Annotated in this window: 10 protein-coding genes; 9 read left to right on the forward strand and 1 reads right to left on the reverse strand. The window is 36.0% G+C overall.

The window, feature by feature from the left end:
* Positions 1-4 precede the first annotated feature (4 nt).
* Positions 5-700, forward strand: coding sequence for a YiaD family glycine zipper/OmpA-like lipoprotein (locus ACXX80_RS09000; protein WP_458552904.1), 696 nt, complete (start codon positions 5-7; stop codon positions 698-700).
* Positions 701-803: 103 nt separating this feature from the next.
* Positions 804-1,751, forward strand: a complete 948-nt coding sequence (locus ACXX80_RS09005; protein WP_458552905.1) for an ABC transporter ATP-binding protein — start codon at positions 804-806, stop codon at positions 1,749-1,751.
* Positions 1,752-1,806: 55 nt separating this feature from the next.
* Here ACXX80_RS09005 and ACXX80_RS09010 read toward each other — a convergent pair whose 3' ends face one another.
* Positions 1,807-4,218 (reverse strand): S9 family peptidase, encoded by a 2,412-nt coding sequence (locus ACXX80_RS09010; protein ID WP_458552906.1) that lies wholly within the window; start codon positions 4,216-4,218, stop codon positions 1,807-1,809.
* 292 nt (positions 4,219-4,510) lie between these two features.
* Between ACXX80_RS09010 and ACXX80_RS09015 the strand changes: the two genes are divergently transcribed.
* From ACXX80_RS09015 to ACXX80_RS09045, 7 genes are all read left to right on the forward strand, one after another.
* Positions 4,511-5,518 (forward strand): 3-oxoacyl-ACP synthase III family protein, encoded by a 1,008-nt coding sequence (locus ACXX80_RS09015; protein ID WP_458552907.1) that lies wholly within the window; start codon positions 4,511-4,513, stop codon positions 5,516-5,518.
* Between the two features lie 335 nt (positions 5,519-5,853).
* The gene (locus ACXX80_RS09020; protein ID WP_458552909.1) at positions 5,854-6,864 is read left to right on the forward strand and encodes a LacI family DNA-binding transcriptional regulator; all 1,011 of its coding nucleotides are present in this window, start codon (positions 5,854-5,856) and stop codon (positions 6,862-6,864) included.
* 192 nt (positions 6,865-7,056) lie between these two features.
* Positions 7,057-10,173, forward strand: coding sequence for a SusC/RagA family TonB-linked outer membrane protein (locus ACXX80_RS09025; protein ID WP_458552911.1), 3,117 nt, complete (start codon positions 7,057-7,059; stop codon positions 10,171-10,173).
* 20 nt (positions 10,174-10,193) lie between these two features.
* Positions 10,194-12,104, forward strand: coding sequence for a SusD/RagB family nutrient-binding outer membrane lipoprotein (locus ACXX80_RS09030; RefSeq protein ID WP_458552912.1), 1,911 nt, complete (start codon positions 10,194-10,196; stop codon positions 12,102-12,104).
* A gap of 484 nt (positions 12,105-12,588) precedes the next feature.
* Positions 12,589-14,526: a beta-mannosidase gene (locus tag ACXX80_RS09035; protein WP_458552913.1), complete on the forward strand. Its 1,938-nt coding sequence runs from the start codon at positions 12,589-12,591 to the stop codon at positions 14,524-14,526.
* A gap of 83 nt (positions 14,527-14,609) precedes the next feature.
* Positions 14,610-16,886, forward strand: a complete 2,277-nt coding sequence (locus ACXX80_RS09040; RefSeq protein ID WP_458552914.1) for a GH92 family glycosyl hydrolase — start codon at positions 14,610-14,612, stop codon at positions 16,884-16,886.
* Positions 16,887-17,016: 130 nt separating this feature from the next.
* On the forward strand, positions 17,017-19,299 hold the full coding sequence (locus ACXX80_RS09045; RefSeq protein ID WP_458552915.1) for a GH92 family glycosyl hydrolase: 2,283 nt from the start codon (positions 17,017-17,019) through the stop codon (positions 19,297-19,299).
* Positions 19,300-19,302 lie beyond the last annotated feature (3 nt).

Below are 19,302 nucleotides of genomic sequence, written 5' to 3' on the forward strand. Positions count from 1 at the left end.
AAATATGAAAAAGATTTCGATAGTTGCAATGGCAACAATAATGATTATAGGTTCAATGTTTACGAGCTGCGAGGCAGTAAAAAACACTAATAATACTCAAAAAGGTGCTGGTATTGGTGCTGTAGCCGGAGCTGTACTTGGTGGTGTTCTTGGGAACAATCTTGGTAAAGGCGGTAAAGGTGCAATGGGAGCAGTTTTAGGTGGTGTTGTTGGTGGTGTTGCCGGTGGAGTTATTGGTAACAAAATGGACAAACAAGCAAGAGAAATTGATGCTGTTCTTCCGGGAGCTGAGGTAGTTCGTGTAGGAGAAGGTATTAAATTAGTTTTGAATGAAAATGCTGTGCGTTTTGATACTAACAAATCTTCTTTGACTGCTAGTGCAAAAGCTAATTTGGATAAATTAGTTCCAGTTTTTGCAGAATATCCAGATACTAACATTACTATTTACGGGTACACAGATAGTACTGGTGCTGCTGCTTACAATTTGAAACTTTCAGGAGAAAGAGCAGCCTCAGTTAGAAATTATTTAGCTAGCAAAGGTGTTTCTTCAAGTAGATTTCAAGTTACTGGTTTAGGTATTGCTGATCCAATTGCTTCAAATGAAACTGTTGACGGTAGAAGTCAAAACCGTCGTGTTGAATTTGCTATTACTGCAAATGAAAAAATGATTAAAGACGCCGAAGCTGAAGTGAAAAAATAAGCAAAAATACTATATAAACAAAGGCTGTTTCATTAAGAAGCAGCCTTTTTTTGTGTCTTAATTTGAATTAAACATTGTAAATTTGCACTCTTAAATACAGATGATGCTCGAGATAAAAGATATTTCCTTCACTTACATTGACAAACCCGTTATTGAAAATGTTAGTTTCACAATTGCCAAAGGTCAAAATACCGCTATTATTGGCGAAAGCGGTTGCGGTAAAAGTACATTGCTAAAACTCATTTATGGATTATATGACTTGGATAGCGGAGCAATAACCTATAATGAAAACCCTATTTTGGGCCCAAAATACAATCTTGTTCCAGGAGAAGATTACATTAAATATTTAGCTCAGGATTTCGATTTGATGCCGTACATAACTGTCGAAGAAAATGTAGGCAAGTTTTTGTCGAACATGTATCCTGAGCAGAAGAAAGCCCGCGTTCAAGAATTATTGGATATGGTCGAAATGACCGCTTTTGCAAAAGTAAAAGCAAAATGCCTAAGTGGCGGACAGCAGCAGAGAGTGGCTTTAGCAAGAGTTTTGGCTTTAGAACCGGAAATTATTTTATTGGACGAACCTTTTAGCCAAATTGATTCTTTCCGAAAGAATTCGTTGCGCCGCAATTTATTTCGATACCTAAAAGACAAAGGAGTTACCTGTATTATCGCCACGCATGACAGTACTGATGCGTTGTCTTTTTCTGATGAAACAATTGTGGTTCAAAACGGAAAAGTAGTGGCAAAAGGGAATTCTAAATCCTTGTATGAAAACCCAGCTAATAAATACATTGCATCTCTTTTTGGGGAAGTAAATGAATTGAAATTATCGCAATTAATAGACCTTGAAGACGATGAAGATGCGAATCTTTTATTGTATCCACACCAATTAAAAGTGGTAGACAACGCTATTATGAAAGCAGTTGTCAAGCAATGTTATTTCAAAGGAAGTCATTATTTAGTTAAAGCAGCTTTTGAACGAAGAGCAATTTTCTTTGAACACGATTCTGAATTAGAGCTTAATCAGGAGGTTTACCTGATGTTAGCTTAAAAATAGAAAACCCCGAAATTACGATTTCGGGGTTTTGTTTTTTATGCGGCTTGAATTAATTCTTCAAATATTTTTCTAAGAACTGATCTTGTTCCCAAAGCAAATGCAAAATATTCTCTTTGGCTGCATAACCGTGACTTTCTTTTGGAAGAATCACCATTCTTGCCGGAGCGCCTAAACCTTTCAAAGCTTGAAAATAGCGTTCGGTTTGTAATGTAAACGTTCCCGGATTGTTATCGGCTTCACCGTGTACTAAAAGCATTGGCGTTTTCATTTTGTCCGCATTCATGAATGGTGACATTGTGTTGTATACTTCAGGAGTTTCCCAGTAGTTGCGCTGTTCCATTTGGAAACCAAAAGGAGTCAACGTTCTATTGTATGCACCACTGCGAGCGATTCCGCAAGCAAAAAGGTTAGAATGCGTTAACAAATTAGCGGTCATAAAAGCACCATAAGAGTGACCACCAACGGCTACTTTTTTTCTGTTGATGTATCCGAGAGCATCTACCGCATTAATCGCTGCTTCTGCATTGTCAACTAATTGAGTTATGAAATTATCATTTGGTTCAGTCGTTCCTTCGCCAATGATAGGAAAAGCAGCGTCATCAAGAACTACATAGCCTTTGGTTACCCAATATACGAATGAGCCATAACTAGGAAATGTGAATTCGTTTGGGTTTTGTGTACTTTGTCCCGCTGAATTTTTGTCTTTATATTCAGCTGGATAGGCCCAAATCAATAATGGCATTTTCTCTTTTTTAACCTTGTCATAACCAACAGGTAAATACAACGTTCCGGATAATTCGACACCATCTTTACGTTTGTATTTAATCACTTCCTTACTCACATTTTTGATACTTTCAAAAGGATTTTTGAATGCGGTAATTGGCGTTAGTTTATTTTTTTGTTTGATGTTTCTAAGGTAATAATTTGGATATTCATTTTTAGATTGGATTTGGACTAAAACAGTTCCTTTCTTGAAATCTTCAATCTCTAATATATCCTCTTTTTTATCGGTGTAAGCTGAGGTGTACAAACGTTTTGCTTGTAATGTTTTCAAATTAAATTCGCTGATAAATGGAAACTGACCGTTTTTAGTAAAACCATCGCCAAGTAAATACGCATTGTCATTTTCGATAGCCAAAACATACCTGTTGTATTGGTTTTTTCTGGTTTCAAAATTTCCAGGATCAGCATATACATCCTGTGAGTTTCTGTCGAAAATTACTTTTGGAGCCTGACTTGGATTCGAAGGATTGATAATATACGTTTTGGTATTACGGGTATCGTACCATTCATCTGAAACAATCGCAACGTTGTCGTTCCCCCAAATCATTCGGCTGTAGCGTTGCGGTGTTTTTACCAATGAAGTAGCTGCTGCATCAAATGGTGCGTTCCAAAGAAAAACTTCATCTCTGAATTCCACTTTGTTTGCAGGATCTCCGCCGTCTAAGGCTTCAGCATACGCTAATGTTGCCGGTTTATCTGTTCTCCAGCTCATGTTTCTTTTTCCTTTTCGAACGGCCATAAAACCTTTAGGGATAATTTCAGTAAGTGGCACTTCATTTACCACTTTTACCTCGTTTCCGGCTTTGTCATAAACTACAGATTTTGATGGAAAACGACTCAACGGAACGATATATGAAAATGGTTTTTGAATCGTAGTTATCATCAAATAATTTCCATCTGGCGAAAAGCTTTCTCCGGCGTACATATCGGCTTTTTTGAATAAAGTTGCGGTTCCGTTCAAGTTCACTTTGTACAATTCAGAAGTCATGATGTTCTCAAAATTGATTTCATCATTCTTGTTTTTCAACATATCCGGATAGGTTCTGTTTTGGGATTTCGCCCCATCAGCATTCGAAATAATAGGACCGGTTGGCAAATCTTTTTTGGCATCCAAAAGTGCTGCTCTGTTTTTTGGTAACATTTTCACCAAAATAGTTTCGTTGTCATTCATCCAGCTGAACGGACTTCCAATATTCGCATTCACAGTGGCTTCGGTTAATTTGGTGGCTTTCGCCGAAGCAACATCAATAACCCAAAGTTCAACACCGGAAGCGGTAGTGTGGGAAAATGAGATTTTTTTATCATTTGGTGACCAAGCGATAGTACTGATGCGAGGATTTGTTGGTAAACCTGTAACCTGTACTTCGTTCAAGTCTTTTATTTTACGTAATTTCAGATTGTTTACATACGTAACTGTACTCGAAATATTTGTAATTGGATTAATTCGCAAACCGCCCAAACGCAGTTCGTCTTGGTTTAAGTCGTCCAGTGATTTATAGGTGTTTCTATACGTCAACAGCATGTATTCTTTTTTAGTATCCATCGATACCGAAGGCGCTCTTTCATAATCCGCCAATTCCAAAATGGATTGTGATGGTTTTTGATAGGTTAAGTTTTCTTGTGCAAAAGTGGTTAAGCTCAGTCCCAGAAATAAAAAAAATGGAATTTTTAACTTCATAATTTGAATGATTTTAAATTAGCGTTAGCAGTGTCAATAATTGGTCTAAAATAATTCAATGTTGTTACATTTGGAAGCAAAACACTCTTTTTAACGTTTGCATTGGTTTCAGTTCGCTTTCTTTTGATTTAATTTCTATTGGTGTTCTGTCATAATTTTATGACTGCTGCTAGATGTTAAGGATGACAAAAGCCATAAAACTTGTAAATTGACAAAAAAGTGGTAATTTGTGAGCTTATATTTTTAAGTATGTTTTAAATTTGCAACTTTATTTTAATAAAATAACAATAGTATGTATCATTCAAAAATAGCAGGATTGGGTTATTATGTTCCAGAAAACGTAGTGACCAATGACGATTTGTCCAAAATTATAGATACCAATGACGAGTGGATTCAGGAAAGAACAGGAATTCAAGAACGACGACACATTATAAAAGGAGAAGATACAACGACTTCTATGGGTGTAAAGGCGGCTGAAATTGCGATTGAACGTTCTGGTGTTGCTAAGGAGGATATCGACTTTGTGGTTTTTGCCACTTTGAGTCCTGATTTTTATTTCCCTGGACCAGGAGTTTTAGTGCAACGTGATTTGGGATTGCGAACCGTTGGTGCATTGGATGTAAGAAATCAGTGTTCTGGGTTTATCTATGCGTTATCAGTAGCAGATCAGTATATAAAAACTGGAATGTATAAAAATATATTAATCATTGGGTCTGAGGTTCATTCTACAGGATTAGACATGACGACCCGTGGACGTGGCGTTTCAGTAATTTTTGGAGATGGGGCAGGAGCAGCTGTTTTGAGCAGAGAAGAAGATTTGACAAAAGGGATTTTATCCACGCACTTACATTCTGAAGGGCAACATGCCGAAGAACTAATTGTAAAAGCTCCAGGAATGGGAGGCCGTTGGGTAACTGATATTTTAGCGGATAATGATCCGGATGATGAAAGTTATTTCCCGTACATGAACGGACAATTTGTATTTAAAAATGCTGTAGTTCGTTTTAGCGAAGTAATTAATGAAGGATTACAAGCGAATAATCTGCAGGTTTCGGATATTGATATGTTGATTCCACATCAGGCTAATTTGAGAATTTCGCAGTTTATCCAAAAGAAATTTAACTTGACAGATGATCAGGTCTATAATAACATTCAGAAATACGGTAATACAACCGCAGCTTCTATTCCAATTGCTTTAACTGAAGCATGGGAAAAAGGCAAAATAAAATCAGGAGATACTGTTGTTTTGGCAGCATTTGGAAGTGGTTTTACTTGGGGAAGTGCCATTATTAAATGGTAATTATTGGTATTTAGATACCAGATTTATCTAATGTTTTATATGAAAACCCCGAAGTTGAATTACTTCGGGGTTTATTTTTTGTGGCCTAACTTCTTAAAATTATTTGTTTCAAATTAAAGTGTTTTCAGGTCTTATTGATGCTGTTCTAGTCAAATTTTGTATATTTTTATTGTAAGGATATCTTCGTGTATATCCTAATAACGCTATGTTTTTAGCTGTTTGTTAGCATAAAAAAAGCGATTCTTTTAAAAAAATATTTACTAAAACGATTTTGTAACTATTTTTATATATATTTGTTACGAAAACATTAAATTTTTCTTAAAGTTAGTTTCTGGATGAAAAAAATTACTATTAAAGACATTGCCATAGAGTCTGGAGTTTCAATCTCTACGGTATCTTTTGTCCTTAATGGAAAGGGAGAGAAAATGGGAATCAGTAAAGCTGTTATTGTAAAAGTGCAAAATGTAGCTGAGAAGTTACATTACAAACCTAATATGATTGCCAGCAGTCTTCGAACAGGAAAAACAAGATCTATCGGGCTTATTGTTGAAGATATTTCGAATCAATTCTTTTCTGATTTAGCCAGAGTAATAGAAGATGAAGCTAAGAAGTTAGGATATAGAGTTTTTTATTGTAGCACAGGCGATGATAATGAAAGATCAGGTGAATTAATTCAAAGTTTGCTTCAGGCAAATGTGGATGGTTTTATTATAACTCCAACAGAAAAATTAGAAAAAAGTATTGATCATCTTTTGAATTTAAAAATGCCAGTGGTACTAATTGACAGGTATTTTCCGAATCAAAATGTTAGTCATGTTGTTATGGATAATTATAATGGTGCTTATGTGGCAACAGAATTTTTTATAAAAAAGGGATGCAAAAATATTGCTGTGGTTAACAATACTTCAGAAATGATTCAGATGAAATTGCGTGAGCAAGGATATTCTGAGGCAATGAAAGAGGCAGGTATATATGATGAGACACTTACTCTACATTTGGATTATCGCAGTAACGAAGAAAGTAAAATTGATGCGATAATTGATTTTTTCAAAAAGAAATCAGATATAGATGCAATACTTTTTTTAGCTAATTATATGGGTTTAGCCGGGTTGCAAGCTTTTAAAAGAATGGGTTTAAGGATTCCTGAGGATATTTCCATCATTAGTTATGACGACCATTATAGTTTTAAATTGCATTCCCCCTCTATTTCTGTTATTGAGCAACCTATTGATGGTATTGCCGTAAAAGCAGTTCAATTACTGATGGATCAAATGACAAATGGAAATGACTTTGCGATAGAAAAAGTACTTGAAAAAGGGAAACTGATTATTAGAGAATCGGTATAATATAAAATAGGGTTAATCATTTTAAATTTTTTTTAAATGGATAATCTGTTTTTTTTATTAATTTGCTAAATCGATTTAGTAAAAATTTTTAATTAAAAACTGTGTGATGCTTTGGATCATACATTGAAATTGAGTTCTCATTTTTTATAAATATTTTAAACCAAAACCAAAAAAAAACTAAAACAATTGCTTATGAAACAAATTTTAGCAGTGTTAGGATTGGTAATGCTCAGCTGCTTTGGCGCAATAGCACAAAACCGATCCATAACAGGCGTAGTCGCAGATGCAGGAAACAAGGGTATTGTTTCTGCAACCGTAAAGGTAAAAGGTAAAACTATCAGTACAATAACAGATTCCGACGGAAACTTTGCAGTCATGGTTCCTTCTGGTAAAGTAACACTGACTGTATCATCTATCGGGTTTACTTCAAAATCAGTAGATGTTGCTGAAAGTGAAAATAATATTACTGTTGTGTTGGCCGAAAATACACAAGAGTTAGGAGAAGTAGTAGTTACGGCTCTTGGAATTAAGAAACAAAAAAAATCGTTGGGTTACGCTGTTCAGGAAATAAAAGGACAAAGTCTTGTGGAAGCCAGAGAGCCCAATTTAGCAAATGCGCTGGTCGGTAAAGTAGCGGGTTTACAGGTTGTACGCTCGAGTGCTGGTCCTGGAGGATCTTCAAAATTAGTTTTAAGAGGTTTTAATTCCTTGACTGGTGATAACCAACCTTTGATTGTTGTTGATGGAGTTCCTATGGACAACTTTACAGGTGCTACTAATAATGATTATTGGGTTCCGAGTCTTGATATGGGAAATGGTATTTCGGATTTAAATTCGGAAGATATTGAAAGCCTTTCCGTATTAAAAGGACCATCAGCAGCCGCCCTTTATGGATCAAGAGCTGGTAATGGAGTTATTTTGATTACAACCAAAACCGGTAGAAAACAAAAAGGATTAGGGATTACGTTTACTTCCTCTGTAGGGTTTGAAACTATTTTTACAAGACCTAAACAACAAAACGACTTTGGGCAAGGTGCCGGAGGTTCATTCGATAGGCTTTCTGGTTCGAGTTGGGGACCTAAAATTGAAGGACAAACTGTTATAAATTGGGATGATAAAAGTGAGACTTTGGCTTCCCATGACAATGTTGGTAACTATTTTAGCGGCAGCGGAATAACTAAAAACAATAGTGTTTCGTTTCAACAATCGATTCAAAAAACATCTATATATACCTCTTTCAATCGTATGGAGGATCAGAGTATGATTCCTGGTGCTAGATTGGGCAGAACAAACTTACTGGCAAGAGCGGTTTCTAAATTTGGAGAGGGAGAGCGTTGGACTGTAGATACTAAAGTTCAATATACCAATGCAAAAGCAAACAACAGATCCATTGGAGGACCTAATGGTTCTAATCCGTTTTTCTTGTTAAATAATTTTCCAAGATCAATTGATATTACACAATTCAAAGAAGCTACTAATGCAGATGGGAATATGATTTGGTTAGGAAGTGGAAGCGGAATTAATCCTTATTGGGGTAGAAAATATAATCTTAATGAAGATGTAAGAGATCGTTTTATGATGAACGCTTCGTTAAAATATGATATTGCAAGTTGGTTGAATGCTGAAATCAAAGCAGGAGCCGATACGTATACTAATAGCTCAAATGCAAAAACGTACGCTGGTAGTCCTTTAGCTCCTACAGGTAGTTATAGTGTTGGGAAAAGCACTTTTACAGAAACGAATTACCAAGCTTTATTGATTGCTAAAAAGGATGATCTTTTTGGGAAATTTGGCGGTATGGCTACACTTGGAGGTAACTTGATGTCACGTAAATCATCGTCAATAGGAGCTAACGCAAGCCAATTAGAAGTGCCTAATTTATTTTCGATAAATAATGCGATAGGTAATCCATCTGTAAGTGAAGGCTTTAGTGAGAAGTCAATTAATTCAGTTTTTGGATCGGCACAACTAAATTATGATGGCTATTTATATTTAGACGCTACTTTTAGAAACGACTGGTCTTCTGCATTAAGTAAAGCAAACCGTTCATTCTTTTACCCGTCACTAAGCCTTTCGTATGTGTTTACGGATATGTTTGCAGCGATGAATAAAAGCCTTCCAGACTGGTTTAGTTATGGTAAATTAAGAGCGAGTTATGCTTCAGTGGGTAATGACCTTGATCCATACAGGTTAGTTAATGTTTATAAAATAGGTAAAGATCCTAATAGTAATACAACTGCTTCAAGAAATGACATTTTGTTAGATCCGAATGTGAAAAGTGAGTTGATTAAATCAACTGAATTTGGAGCCGAATTGCGTTTTTTCAAAGGTAGATTTGGTCTTGATGTGTCGGTTTACAAATCCAATGCAACCAATCAGCTGATAGATCTTCCTATGGATCCGTTAAGTGGTTATAAATACAAGAAAATCAATGCGGGTAATATTCAAAACAAAGGTGTTGAGTTAGTCGTTGACGGAAAAATATTGACTAATCCAAGCTCATTATTATGGAATGTTTCGGCTAATTTTTCTACAAATAAAAGTAAGATTGTGTCACTGTTTGACGATGTAACAGTTTATACGTTAAGAGGATTTGATAATGTTTCTGTGGTTGCAGAAGTAGGAAAAGCTTATGGAGAAATCTACGGAAGTAAATTTTTAAGAGTAACGGATGAAGCGAGTCCTGAATTTGGCCAGTTACTATTAGATGCTTCAGGATTGCCTCAAGCAGCTCCAGGTGGATCTGTAAGTTTAGGAAATCAGCAAGCAAAAGCAATGATTGGTTTTACTAATACCTTTGCTTATAAAGGAGTGTCTTTGTCATTTTTAATTGATGCCAGAATCGGCGGTGAAATATTCTCAGGAACATTATCGGATATGCAGGCAAGCGGAACTTCATCTGTAACAGTAGTAAATGGATTAAGAGAAGATATCGTAGTAAACGGAGTTATTGCAAATGGTACAACTTATGTGAAAAATACAATAGGAGTTACTCCTGAAACGTATTGGGGTAGAGTAGCAGGCTCAGGAAACTTAGGTATAACAGAGGCTAATATATATGATGCAAGCAATGTTCGTCTAAGAAATGTACAGTTGAATTATGATTTCCCTGCTAAGTTCCTGACAAAAACTGCACTACAAAAAGTTAGTCTAGGACTTTCTTGCAATAATGTTTGGATGATTAAAAGTCATATGAATGGACTTGATCCAGAATCTGTTTTTGCGACTGGTTCTAATGCGACTGGTTTTGAAAATGGTGCTGCACCAACGACTCGTACCTTTTTGGTAAATCTTGCATTGAGCTTTTAATCAATTATAAAATTTATAACATGAAAAATATAGTGAAAAAATCAAGTTTAGCTTTAGCAATTGTGGCGATGCTAACTTCTTGTGATAATTTCGATGAGATTAATACAGATCCTACAGCTGCTAATGCAGATCAGGTTCAAGTGGAATACTTTATAAATAGCTCTATAATTGGAGCACAAATGAATCCAGATGTTGCTGAGAGGTCTTTTGTGCTTTATTGGAAAACAGCTGGGCATCAAATGTTAAGTACCGGAATATCTGGCGGGAGTTATGATGATGGCTGGTCAACAGCTTATTATAATAGTTCTGCAGGATGGTTAAACTCTATAAACACAGCTATTCAGGTTGCCGAAGAAAAAGAAGCTAAAGGCACTGTAAAACCATATTCCGGTAATCTAAAACAAGTGGCTCGTATATGGAGAGCATATTTGATGAGTGAACTTGCTGATAATTTTGGTCCTATTGCGATTGATGCATTTCAGGGTAAAAATCCGGAATTTAAGGACTTAAAAACGGTTTACTATTTCTTATTGGCTGAACTGAAAGATGCCTCTGAGAAATTAGACGTTTCGGTTTCGAATATCAGTAACCCAAAATTAAAGAATGAAGATCCAGCTTACGGTTATGATTATGTAAAGTGGAAAAAGTATGCTAATTCTATGCGTCTTCGTTTGGCAATGCGTTTATCTGAAGTAGATCCTGCTAAGGCAAAATCTGAATTTGAAGCTGCGGCAAGCAGTAGTTTGTTAACAGATGCTTCTGATAATTTTCAAGTGCAAGAAAAACCGGGATGGGATGATTTGACTGGTGTAATGAGTCGTGAATGGAATGCACAGATTATATCAGTGACATTAAACAATCTTTATATTGGATTAGGTGGTGTAAAATCAACAGATTTGTTAGCACCTTCTTTTCATGCCAGTGTTAAACCAGCAGATTATATAGGATTAAAATTTGAAAATCATTTTACAATGAAAACAAATGAGCCTGCAGCAGGTTATTGGTTAGATGGTTTGCCAAATGCGATAGATCCTCGTGCCTATAAAGCATTTAATATTCCGGGAGATTTTACAAATTCTAATTTTTCTGGATATCCTTCTTGGGATAATAGTGCAGAGACTACATCGGCAAATTTGTTTGATGCCAATGGTGCAGTAGTTAAAACAATTGAGGCAAAAAATACATGGAATGCCTTTGCTGTAGGTAATTGGGGAGCATTAGGAAGTAGAAATGGAGTAAGATCATTTAATGGTACTATGCCACGTTTGTCTCAAGCATTCAGAGGAAGTACAAGCAAACGTATCTTTTTTGCTTCATGGGAAACTTACTTTTTATTGGCTGAAGCTGCTGTTAAAGGTTGGGCTGTCCCAATGAGTGGTAAGGATGCTTATGAAGCTGGTATCAAAGCGAATTTTGACTATTGGGGAGTTTCATCTCATCTGAGCGCTTACCTTAATTCTAATGATTATAACAGAGCGGGAACTTCTGTAAATTGGTCTCATACTACAGAACCGCCTACGAGCCACGCAATGAATTATGTTGATGGTTATACAAATGCAGCCGGTGTAGCTACCATTTTATATCCTAAAAATAATTTATATAAAAATGGTGCGGTAAAAAATGATTTGTTAACAAAAATTATAACACAAAAATTCATTGCACAAACTCCTTGGTTGCCATTGGAAGGATGGAATGATCATAGAAGATTAGGCTTGCCTTTCTTTGAAAACCCGGCTGTAGAATTACCTTTAGTTAATTTACCAACTTTAAATTCTTCTAACTTCATGACCAATCAGGTTAGTTTCTTTCCACAACGATTGAAATATACTTCAGGTTTGAAAAATTCAAATGTAAAAGGGTATGAACAAGCGGTAGGATTCTTAGATGGTGCTGATGGTATATTTACCCCGCTTTGGTGGGCTAAGCACTAATAGTTTAGATTTAAAATGGATAAAGCAGGTCGGGTAGGTTTTACCTCCCGACTTGTTTTATTATTTATCATCTTGACATTTCTAATAAAAAAGGTATAAAAAATAGATGTTATTTAACAGGGTTGAGTTGTTTTTATCACCTCTTTTTTCGCAATACACAAAGTTTTATTCTTTGCTGTTTGCTGAAAAAAATGGAGTTATTTTCAATAATCTGTAGAATAGAATAACATTGTTTACGCATCTTTTGCAATAGAAATAAAGCTGCTTTAGGCAGTTGTAACAATGATAAATTGATTAGATTTTTATACTTTTAAAATAGTAAACCAATAAATTATAATGCAATAAGGTGTTGCCAAAGGATAAAACACTTATGTCCATTAGAATAGAAATTATACACAAATAATGATTTTAATACTCCTATACAATGAAATGTAAAAAAGCCTTTTGTTGGTTTGGCATCCTCTGTTTTATAAACCTGTTTTTTGTGGCGAATGCTCAAAATAGTTCAGTAGTTCTCAAAAACGGCTGGCAATTTCGTCAGGAGAAAACGGTAAAATGGAATGCCGCAACAGTACCAGGAGAAGTGCATACTGATTTGTTGAATAACAAACTCATTCCAGATCCGTTTTTTCGTGACAATGAGAAAAAATTGCAATGGATTGAAAAGAAAAACTGGGAGTATAAAACTTCTTTTCAAGTGACTCCAGAAGCATTAAAGAAAAAAAATGCAGCACTCGTTTTTGATGGATTGGATACCTATGCAACGGTTTATTTGAATGGAAAACAAATATTAAAAGCGAATAACATGTTCCGTCAATGGCGTGTTGATGTGAAAAAATATTTGAATCCCGGTACGAATAAATTAGTGGTTGTATTTCTATCGGCGCAAAATGTAGTGGATTTACTTGCCAAGAAAGATTTACCTTTTGTAATTCCGGATAATCCTCGTTTGTATGTTCGTAAAGCACAGTATCATTTTGGTTGGGATTGGGGTCCTAAATTTACGACTTGTGGCATTTGGAAAGAAGTACGATTGGAGACTTTTGACGAAAAAACACCAGAGAAGCCTTATGTTTTAAATCGTAAGATTGAATTGGTGCAACAACCGGACAGTCTTGGAAAATCATTTTATTTTAAAATCGACGACAAGCCAGTGTATATGAAAGGGGCAAATTATATTCCATCGGATGCTTTTCTTTCGAGAGTTAACAAAAAAGATTACGAAAAGATAGTTTTGTCTGCTAAAGATGCCAATATGAATATGCTTCGTGTTTGGGGCGGCGGAATTTATGAAGACGATTATTTCTATGATTTATGTGATAAATATGGAATCAATGTTTGGCAGGATTTCATGTTTGCTGGAACGATGGTTCCCGGTGATAAAGCGTTTTTCGATAATGTAAAAGAAGAAGTGCAATACCAAGTGAAACGTTTGCGTCATCATCCGAGCATTGTTTTGTGGTGCGGGAATAACGAATCTGACGAAGCATTTAAAAACTGGGGATGGCAAAAATCGATGAATATGTCAAAGCAGGACTCGACTCGTTTGTGGAAAGATTACGTTCGTTTGTTTCAGGACAGTATTCCAAAATGGGTAAAAGAAGTGGATGATAAAAGACCATATATCAGCAGCTCGCCATTATTTGGTTGGGGCAGGAAACAAAGTATTACAGAAGGCGATAGCCATTATTGGGGAACTTGGTGGGGATTAGAAGATATTGAAGTGGTTAAAAATAAAACAGGGCGTTTTGTTAGTGAATACGGAATGCAAGCGATGCCGAATTATTCTTCAATAGAAAAATTTACGTTGCCTGAAGACCGTCATTTATTTTCGGATGTATTAAAAGCACATCAAAAAGCAGGAAATGGTTTTACGAAACTAAACTCCTATTTGAATCGTTATTTTATTGATTCCACCAAAGTGAAAAATATGAAAGTCGAGGATTATACCTATCTCACACAGTGTTTACAGTATTATTCGCTAAAGAATATTATTGGGATTCATCGTTCCAAAGCGCCTTATAATATGGGAACTTTAGTTTGGCAATTGAATGATTGTTGGCCAGTGGCGAGTTGGAGTGTTACGGACTATTATAACCGACAACCCAAAGCGGCTTGGTATGCCATGCGGGAAGCGTATCGGGATGATAAAACTCCTGAAATTGACCTGACACGTCCTATCGATTTGAAATTGGAAAATCCTAAAATAAGTTGGACCATTAAAGGAAATGAAATAATCATTAAAGCTCTGAAACCAGCTAAATATGTCTATTTGGAAATTAAGGGATACCAAGGGAAATTAAGCACTAATTACATGGATTTATCTGCCGGAGAAGAAATGAAAATTTCGTTCGAAGGGAAAATAACAAAGCCAATTATCAAGGTTATGTCATTGTACGATGTAATAAATAGATACAAATAAAACCAAACAAAATATGATGTAAGCCACTGTTGATCAGATGAACTTTGGCTAATTATAACTTACTTTAAAATATAACAGAATCAATGTTTACAAGATATAGCAAAATAGTTTTCTCTGGAATTTTCGCTTTTAGTGTATTATGCACTTTACCGGTTACTTCACAGGTGAAAACTAAAAAACAAAACAGTTTAAACTACACTCAATATGTAAATCCTCTGATTGGTTCTGCTGGTCACGGCCATGTTTTTGTGGGTGCCAATGTTCCTTTTGGAGCCGTTCAGTTAGGACCGGTAAATGTTTTTGAAGGCTGGGATTGGTGCAGTGGTTATAATTATGCGAGTAATACAATATTAGGGTTTACACATACCCATTTGAGTGGTACAGGAATTGGAGATTTGAATGATATTCTTTTGTTGCCGGTATCAGGAAAAGTGCCGCTTACCAAAGGAACAAAGGAAGATATGGTTACTGGTTATGGTTCTTATTTTTCGCATGAAAATGAAATTACTAAGCCAGGATATTACAGTGTTTTACTTGATAAATACAAAATAAAAGCAGAATTAACGGCAACCGAAAGAGTAGGATTTCATAAATATACTTTTAATTCTGTTGATGATTCCCATGTTTTATTGGATTTAGCCGATGGTGTGGGTTGGGATAAACCAATGAAAACATTCATTAAAAAAACTGGAGCTAAGACGATAGTTGGTTACCGCCTTTCAAAAGGTTGGGCTGATGATCAAAGGGTATATTTTGCAATGGAATTTTCGGAACCTATTTCGAATATTTCGTTGTATGACAACATTTCAGCAGTGTCAGGAAATGAAGGAGAAGGTGTCCGAATGAAAGCTGTTATTGATTTTGCAAATTTAAAAAACAAACAAGTTTTAGTCAAAGTGGGTCTTTCGCCGGTGAGTTATGAGAATGCTTCCGCAAATATAAAAGCGGAGATTCCAACTTGGGATTTTGCAAAAACGGTGAAACAAGCCAATTCAAAATGGAATACCGAATTAAATAAAATTCAGATTAAGGCCGATGAAAAAACGATGAAAGTTTTTTACACTTCGCTGTATCATACCGTTTTTGCGCCTTCTATTTTTAATGATGCCAATGGCGATTATAGAGGAACAGATAAAAAAGTATATGAAAAAGCAAATTTCACTAATTACACCACTTTTTCACTTTGGGATACGTATCGCGCTTTGCATCCTTTGTACACGATTACGCAACCCGATAAAATTAATGATATTGTCAAATCATTTTTGGCAATCTATCAGCAACAAGGAAGATTACCGGTTTGGCATTTGATGGGTAACGAAACCAATACCATGAACGGAAATCATTCGATTGCGGTTATTGTAGATGCGTATCTAAAAGGCTACCGCGATTATGATACGGCTCTAGCGTACGAAGCCATCAAGAAAACGGCGATGCAAACCCGTGACGGAATGGATTACGTTCAAAAACTGCAATACATTCCGGCCGATACGATGTTAGAAACCGTTGGAAATGCTTTAGAATATGCTATAGACGATTGGTGCGTGGCTCAGATGGCAAAAGCCTTGAACAAGACCGATGATTATACTTATTTTTCAAAAAGAGCTAATTTGTATAAACTTTATTTTGATAAAGAAACAACGTTTATGAGAGGAAAATTAGCCAATGGGAATTGGAGAACACCGTTTAATCCGCTTTCATCTGCTCATCGCAAAGACGATTATGTAGAAGGAAATGCGTGGCAATACACGTGGTTGGTGCCTCAAGATCCTTATGGTTTAATTGATTTATTTGGAAGCGAAGATAAATTTCTAGCCAAGTTAGATTCACTATTCCTAATAACTGATAAAGTGGAAGGCGAAGAAGCTTCTCCGGATATTAGTGGTTTGATTGGACAATATGCGCAAGGAAACGAACCCAATCATCATATTCCTTATTTATATGCATACGCTGGACAGCCTTGGAAAACAGCAAAACTGATTCGGGAAATTGATGATAAATTCTATTCCACAAAACCGGATGGATTATGCGGTAACGAAGATTTGGGACAAATGTCGGCTTGGTATGTTTTCTCCGCGATGGGATTTTATTCGGTTAATCCCGCGAACGGAATTTATATTTTAGGAAGCCCGTTGGTGAATAATGCAACTGTAAAGAATAAAGATGGTATTTCATTTACATTAAATGCGATAGATAACAGCAGCACTAATATTTACATTCAGAAAGCGGAATACAATGGCAAGCCGTATACAAAATCTTACATCACTCACGATATGATTGTAAAAGGAGGCGAATTGAAATTATATATGGGAAGTAAACCTTCGGGAACTTGGGGTGTAAAAAAAGAGGATAGACCGCAGTAGAGTGTTCGGCTGGCAGTGTTCTGTGCTACTGCAAGGTTTTTTAAAACCTTAGGTATAATTTTCGCCCGCAATTTTATTTAACAGAATGATATTAGGGTGAAGATTTTTAAGAATTATTTATATTAAAATTATGAAGATAAAGAGTTTGATTTTTGGTTTAATGGTAATCTGCGCTGTTGCAAATGCACAAACCAAAGTTTTAGATCCAGTAGAATATGTAAATCCTTTGATGGGTACACAGTCAGTGCATAGTCTTTCTAATGGGAATACGTATCCGGCGATTGCAAGACCTTGGGGAATGAATTTTTGGACACCGCAAACCGGTAAAATGGGAGACGGATGGATTTATACGTATACCGCTGAAAAAATTCGAGGATTCAAACAAACACATCAGCCTTCACCGTGGATGAATGATTACGGACAGTTTTCTATCATGCCCGTTACAGGAAAATTAGTGTTTAAAGAAGACGAAAGAGCCAGTTGGTTCAGCCATAAATCTGAAACAGTGAAGCCATATTATTACAGCGTTTATCTCGCCGATTATGATGTGACTACCGAATTAACCACTACCGAAAGAGCGGCACATTTTCAATTTACCTTTCCTGAAAATGAACAGTCTTCGATCGTGATAGATGCTTTAGATAAAGGGTCTTATGTTAAGATAATTCCATCTGAAAATAAAATTATAGGATACACAACTCGCAATAGCGGTGGCGTTCCGGCTAATTTCAAGAATTATTTTGTGCTGATATTTGACAAGCCATTTATATCGAATTATACTTGGAAAGACACTCTTTTGGAAAAAGATAAATTGGAAAGTTTAGCCAATCATGCAGGTGCTGTAGCGAGTTTTAAAACTAAAAAAGGAGAGAAAATAAATGTCAGAGTCGCTTCTTCATTTATAAGTATCGAGCAAGCCGAGTTGAATTTGAAAACGGAATTAGGAAATGCTTCTTTTGAAAAAACGGTTGCGGAATCAAAAGAAGAATGGAATAAAGTTTTAGGGAAAGTACAAGTGGAAGGTGGCAGTGATGAACAATTTAAAACTTTTTATTCTTGTTTGTACCGTACCGCATGTTTTCCTCAAAAACACTATGAAATAGATGCCGCAGGGAAAATTATGCATTACAGCCCGTATAATGGTAAGGTTTTACCCGGTTATATGTATGCTGGTACTGGTTTCTGGGACACCTTCCGAGCATTGTATCCATTGCTTAATTTAGTATATCCTTCCATAAATAAAGAAATGCAGGAAGGTTTGATTAACGACTATAAAGAAGGTGGATTCTTGCCGGAATGGTCTAGTCCAGGATTTAGAAATGTGATGGTTGGTAATAATTCAGCATCCGTAGTTTCAGATGCTTATATGAAAGGGTTACGCGATTATGATATTAATACTTTGTATGAAGCCTTGTTGCATGGCGCCAATAATGAAGGGCCAATGGATGCAGTAGGAAGAAAAGGCGCTGCGTATTACAATACATTAGGCTATGTTCCTTACGATGTGAAAATCAATGAGAATGCAGCACGAACATTGGAATATGCGTATGATGATTTTGCCATTTGGAAATTGGCGAAAGCCCTAAACCGTCCCAAAAAAGAAATCAATTTGTTCGAAAAACGAATGATGAATTATAAAAATGTTTTTAATCCTGCGTTCAAATTAATGAGCGGAAGAAATAAAGATGGAAGTTTTCCTGCGGATTTCAATCCTTTCAAATGGGGAGATGCTTTTACCGAAGGCAACAGTTGGCATTATAGCTGGAGTGTTTTTCATGATGTGCAAGGTTTGGTTGATTTAATGGGAGGCGAAAAAGCATTCACTACTAAGTTAGACGCTGTTTTTACCATGCCTCCAGTTTTTGACGAAAGTTACTATGGCTCCGTTATTCACGAAATTCGGGAAATGCAAATCATGAATATGGGACAATATGCGCATGGCAATCAGCCTATTCAACACATGATTTATTTGTATAATTACGCTGGTCAGCCTTGGAAAACACAATACTGGTCCAGAGAAGTAATGAACCGATTGTACAAACCTACAGCAGACGGATATTGTGGTGATGAAGATAACGGACAAACTTCGGCGTGGTATGTTTTTTCAGCGATGGGTTTTTATCCTGTTTGTCCGGCTACAGAAGAGTATGTTCTTGGAGCGCCTTTATTTAAGAAAGTAACGTTGCAATTAGAAAATGGAAAAGAAGTAATTATAAATGCACCAAATAACTCGGAAGGAAATAAATATGTTCAGGAATTAAAATGGAATAATTCCACTTACACAAAGAACTATATCAATCATTTTGATTTACTCAAAGGGACGGTATTGGATTTTGATATGAACAATACCCCTAATAATCAAAGAGGAACTTCGTCGAGTAGCTATCCATATTCTTATTCAACTTCAAAATAATAC

Source organism: Flavobacterium sp. GNP002 (genome assembly GCF_054343795.1).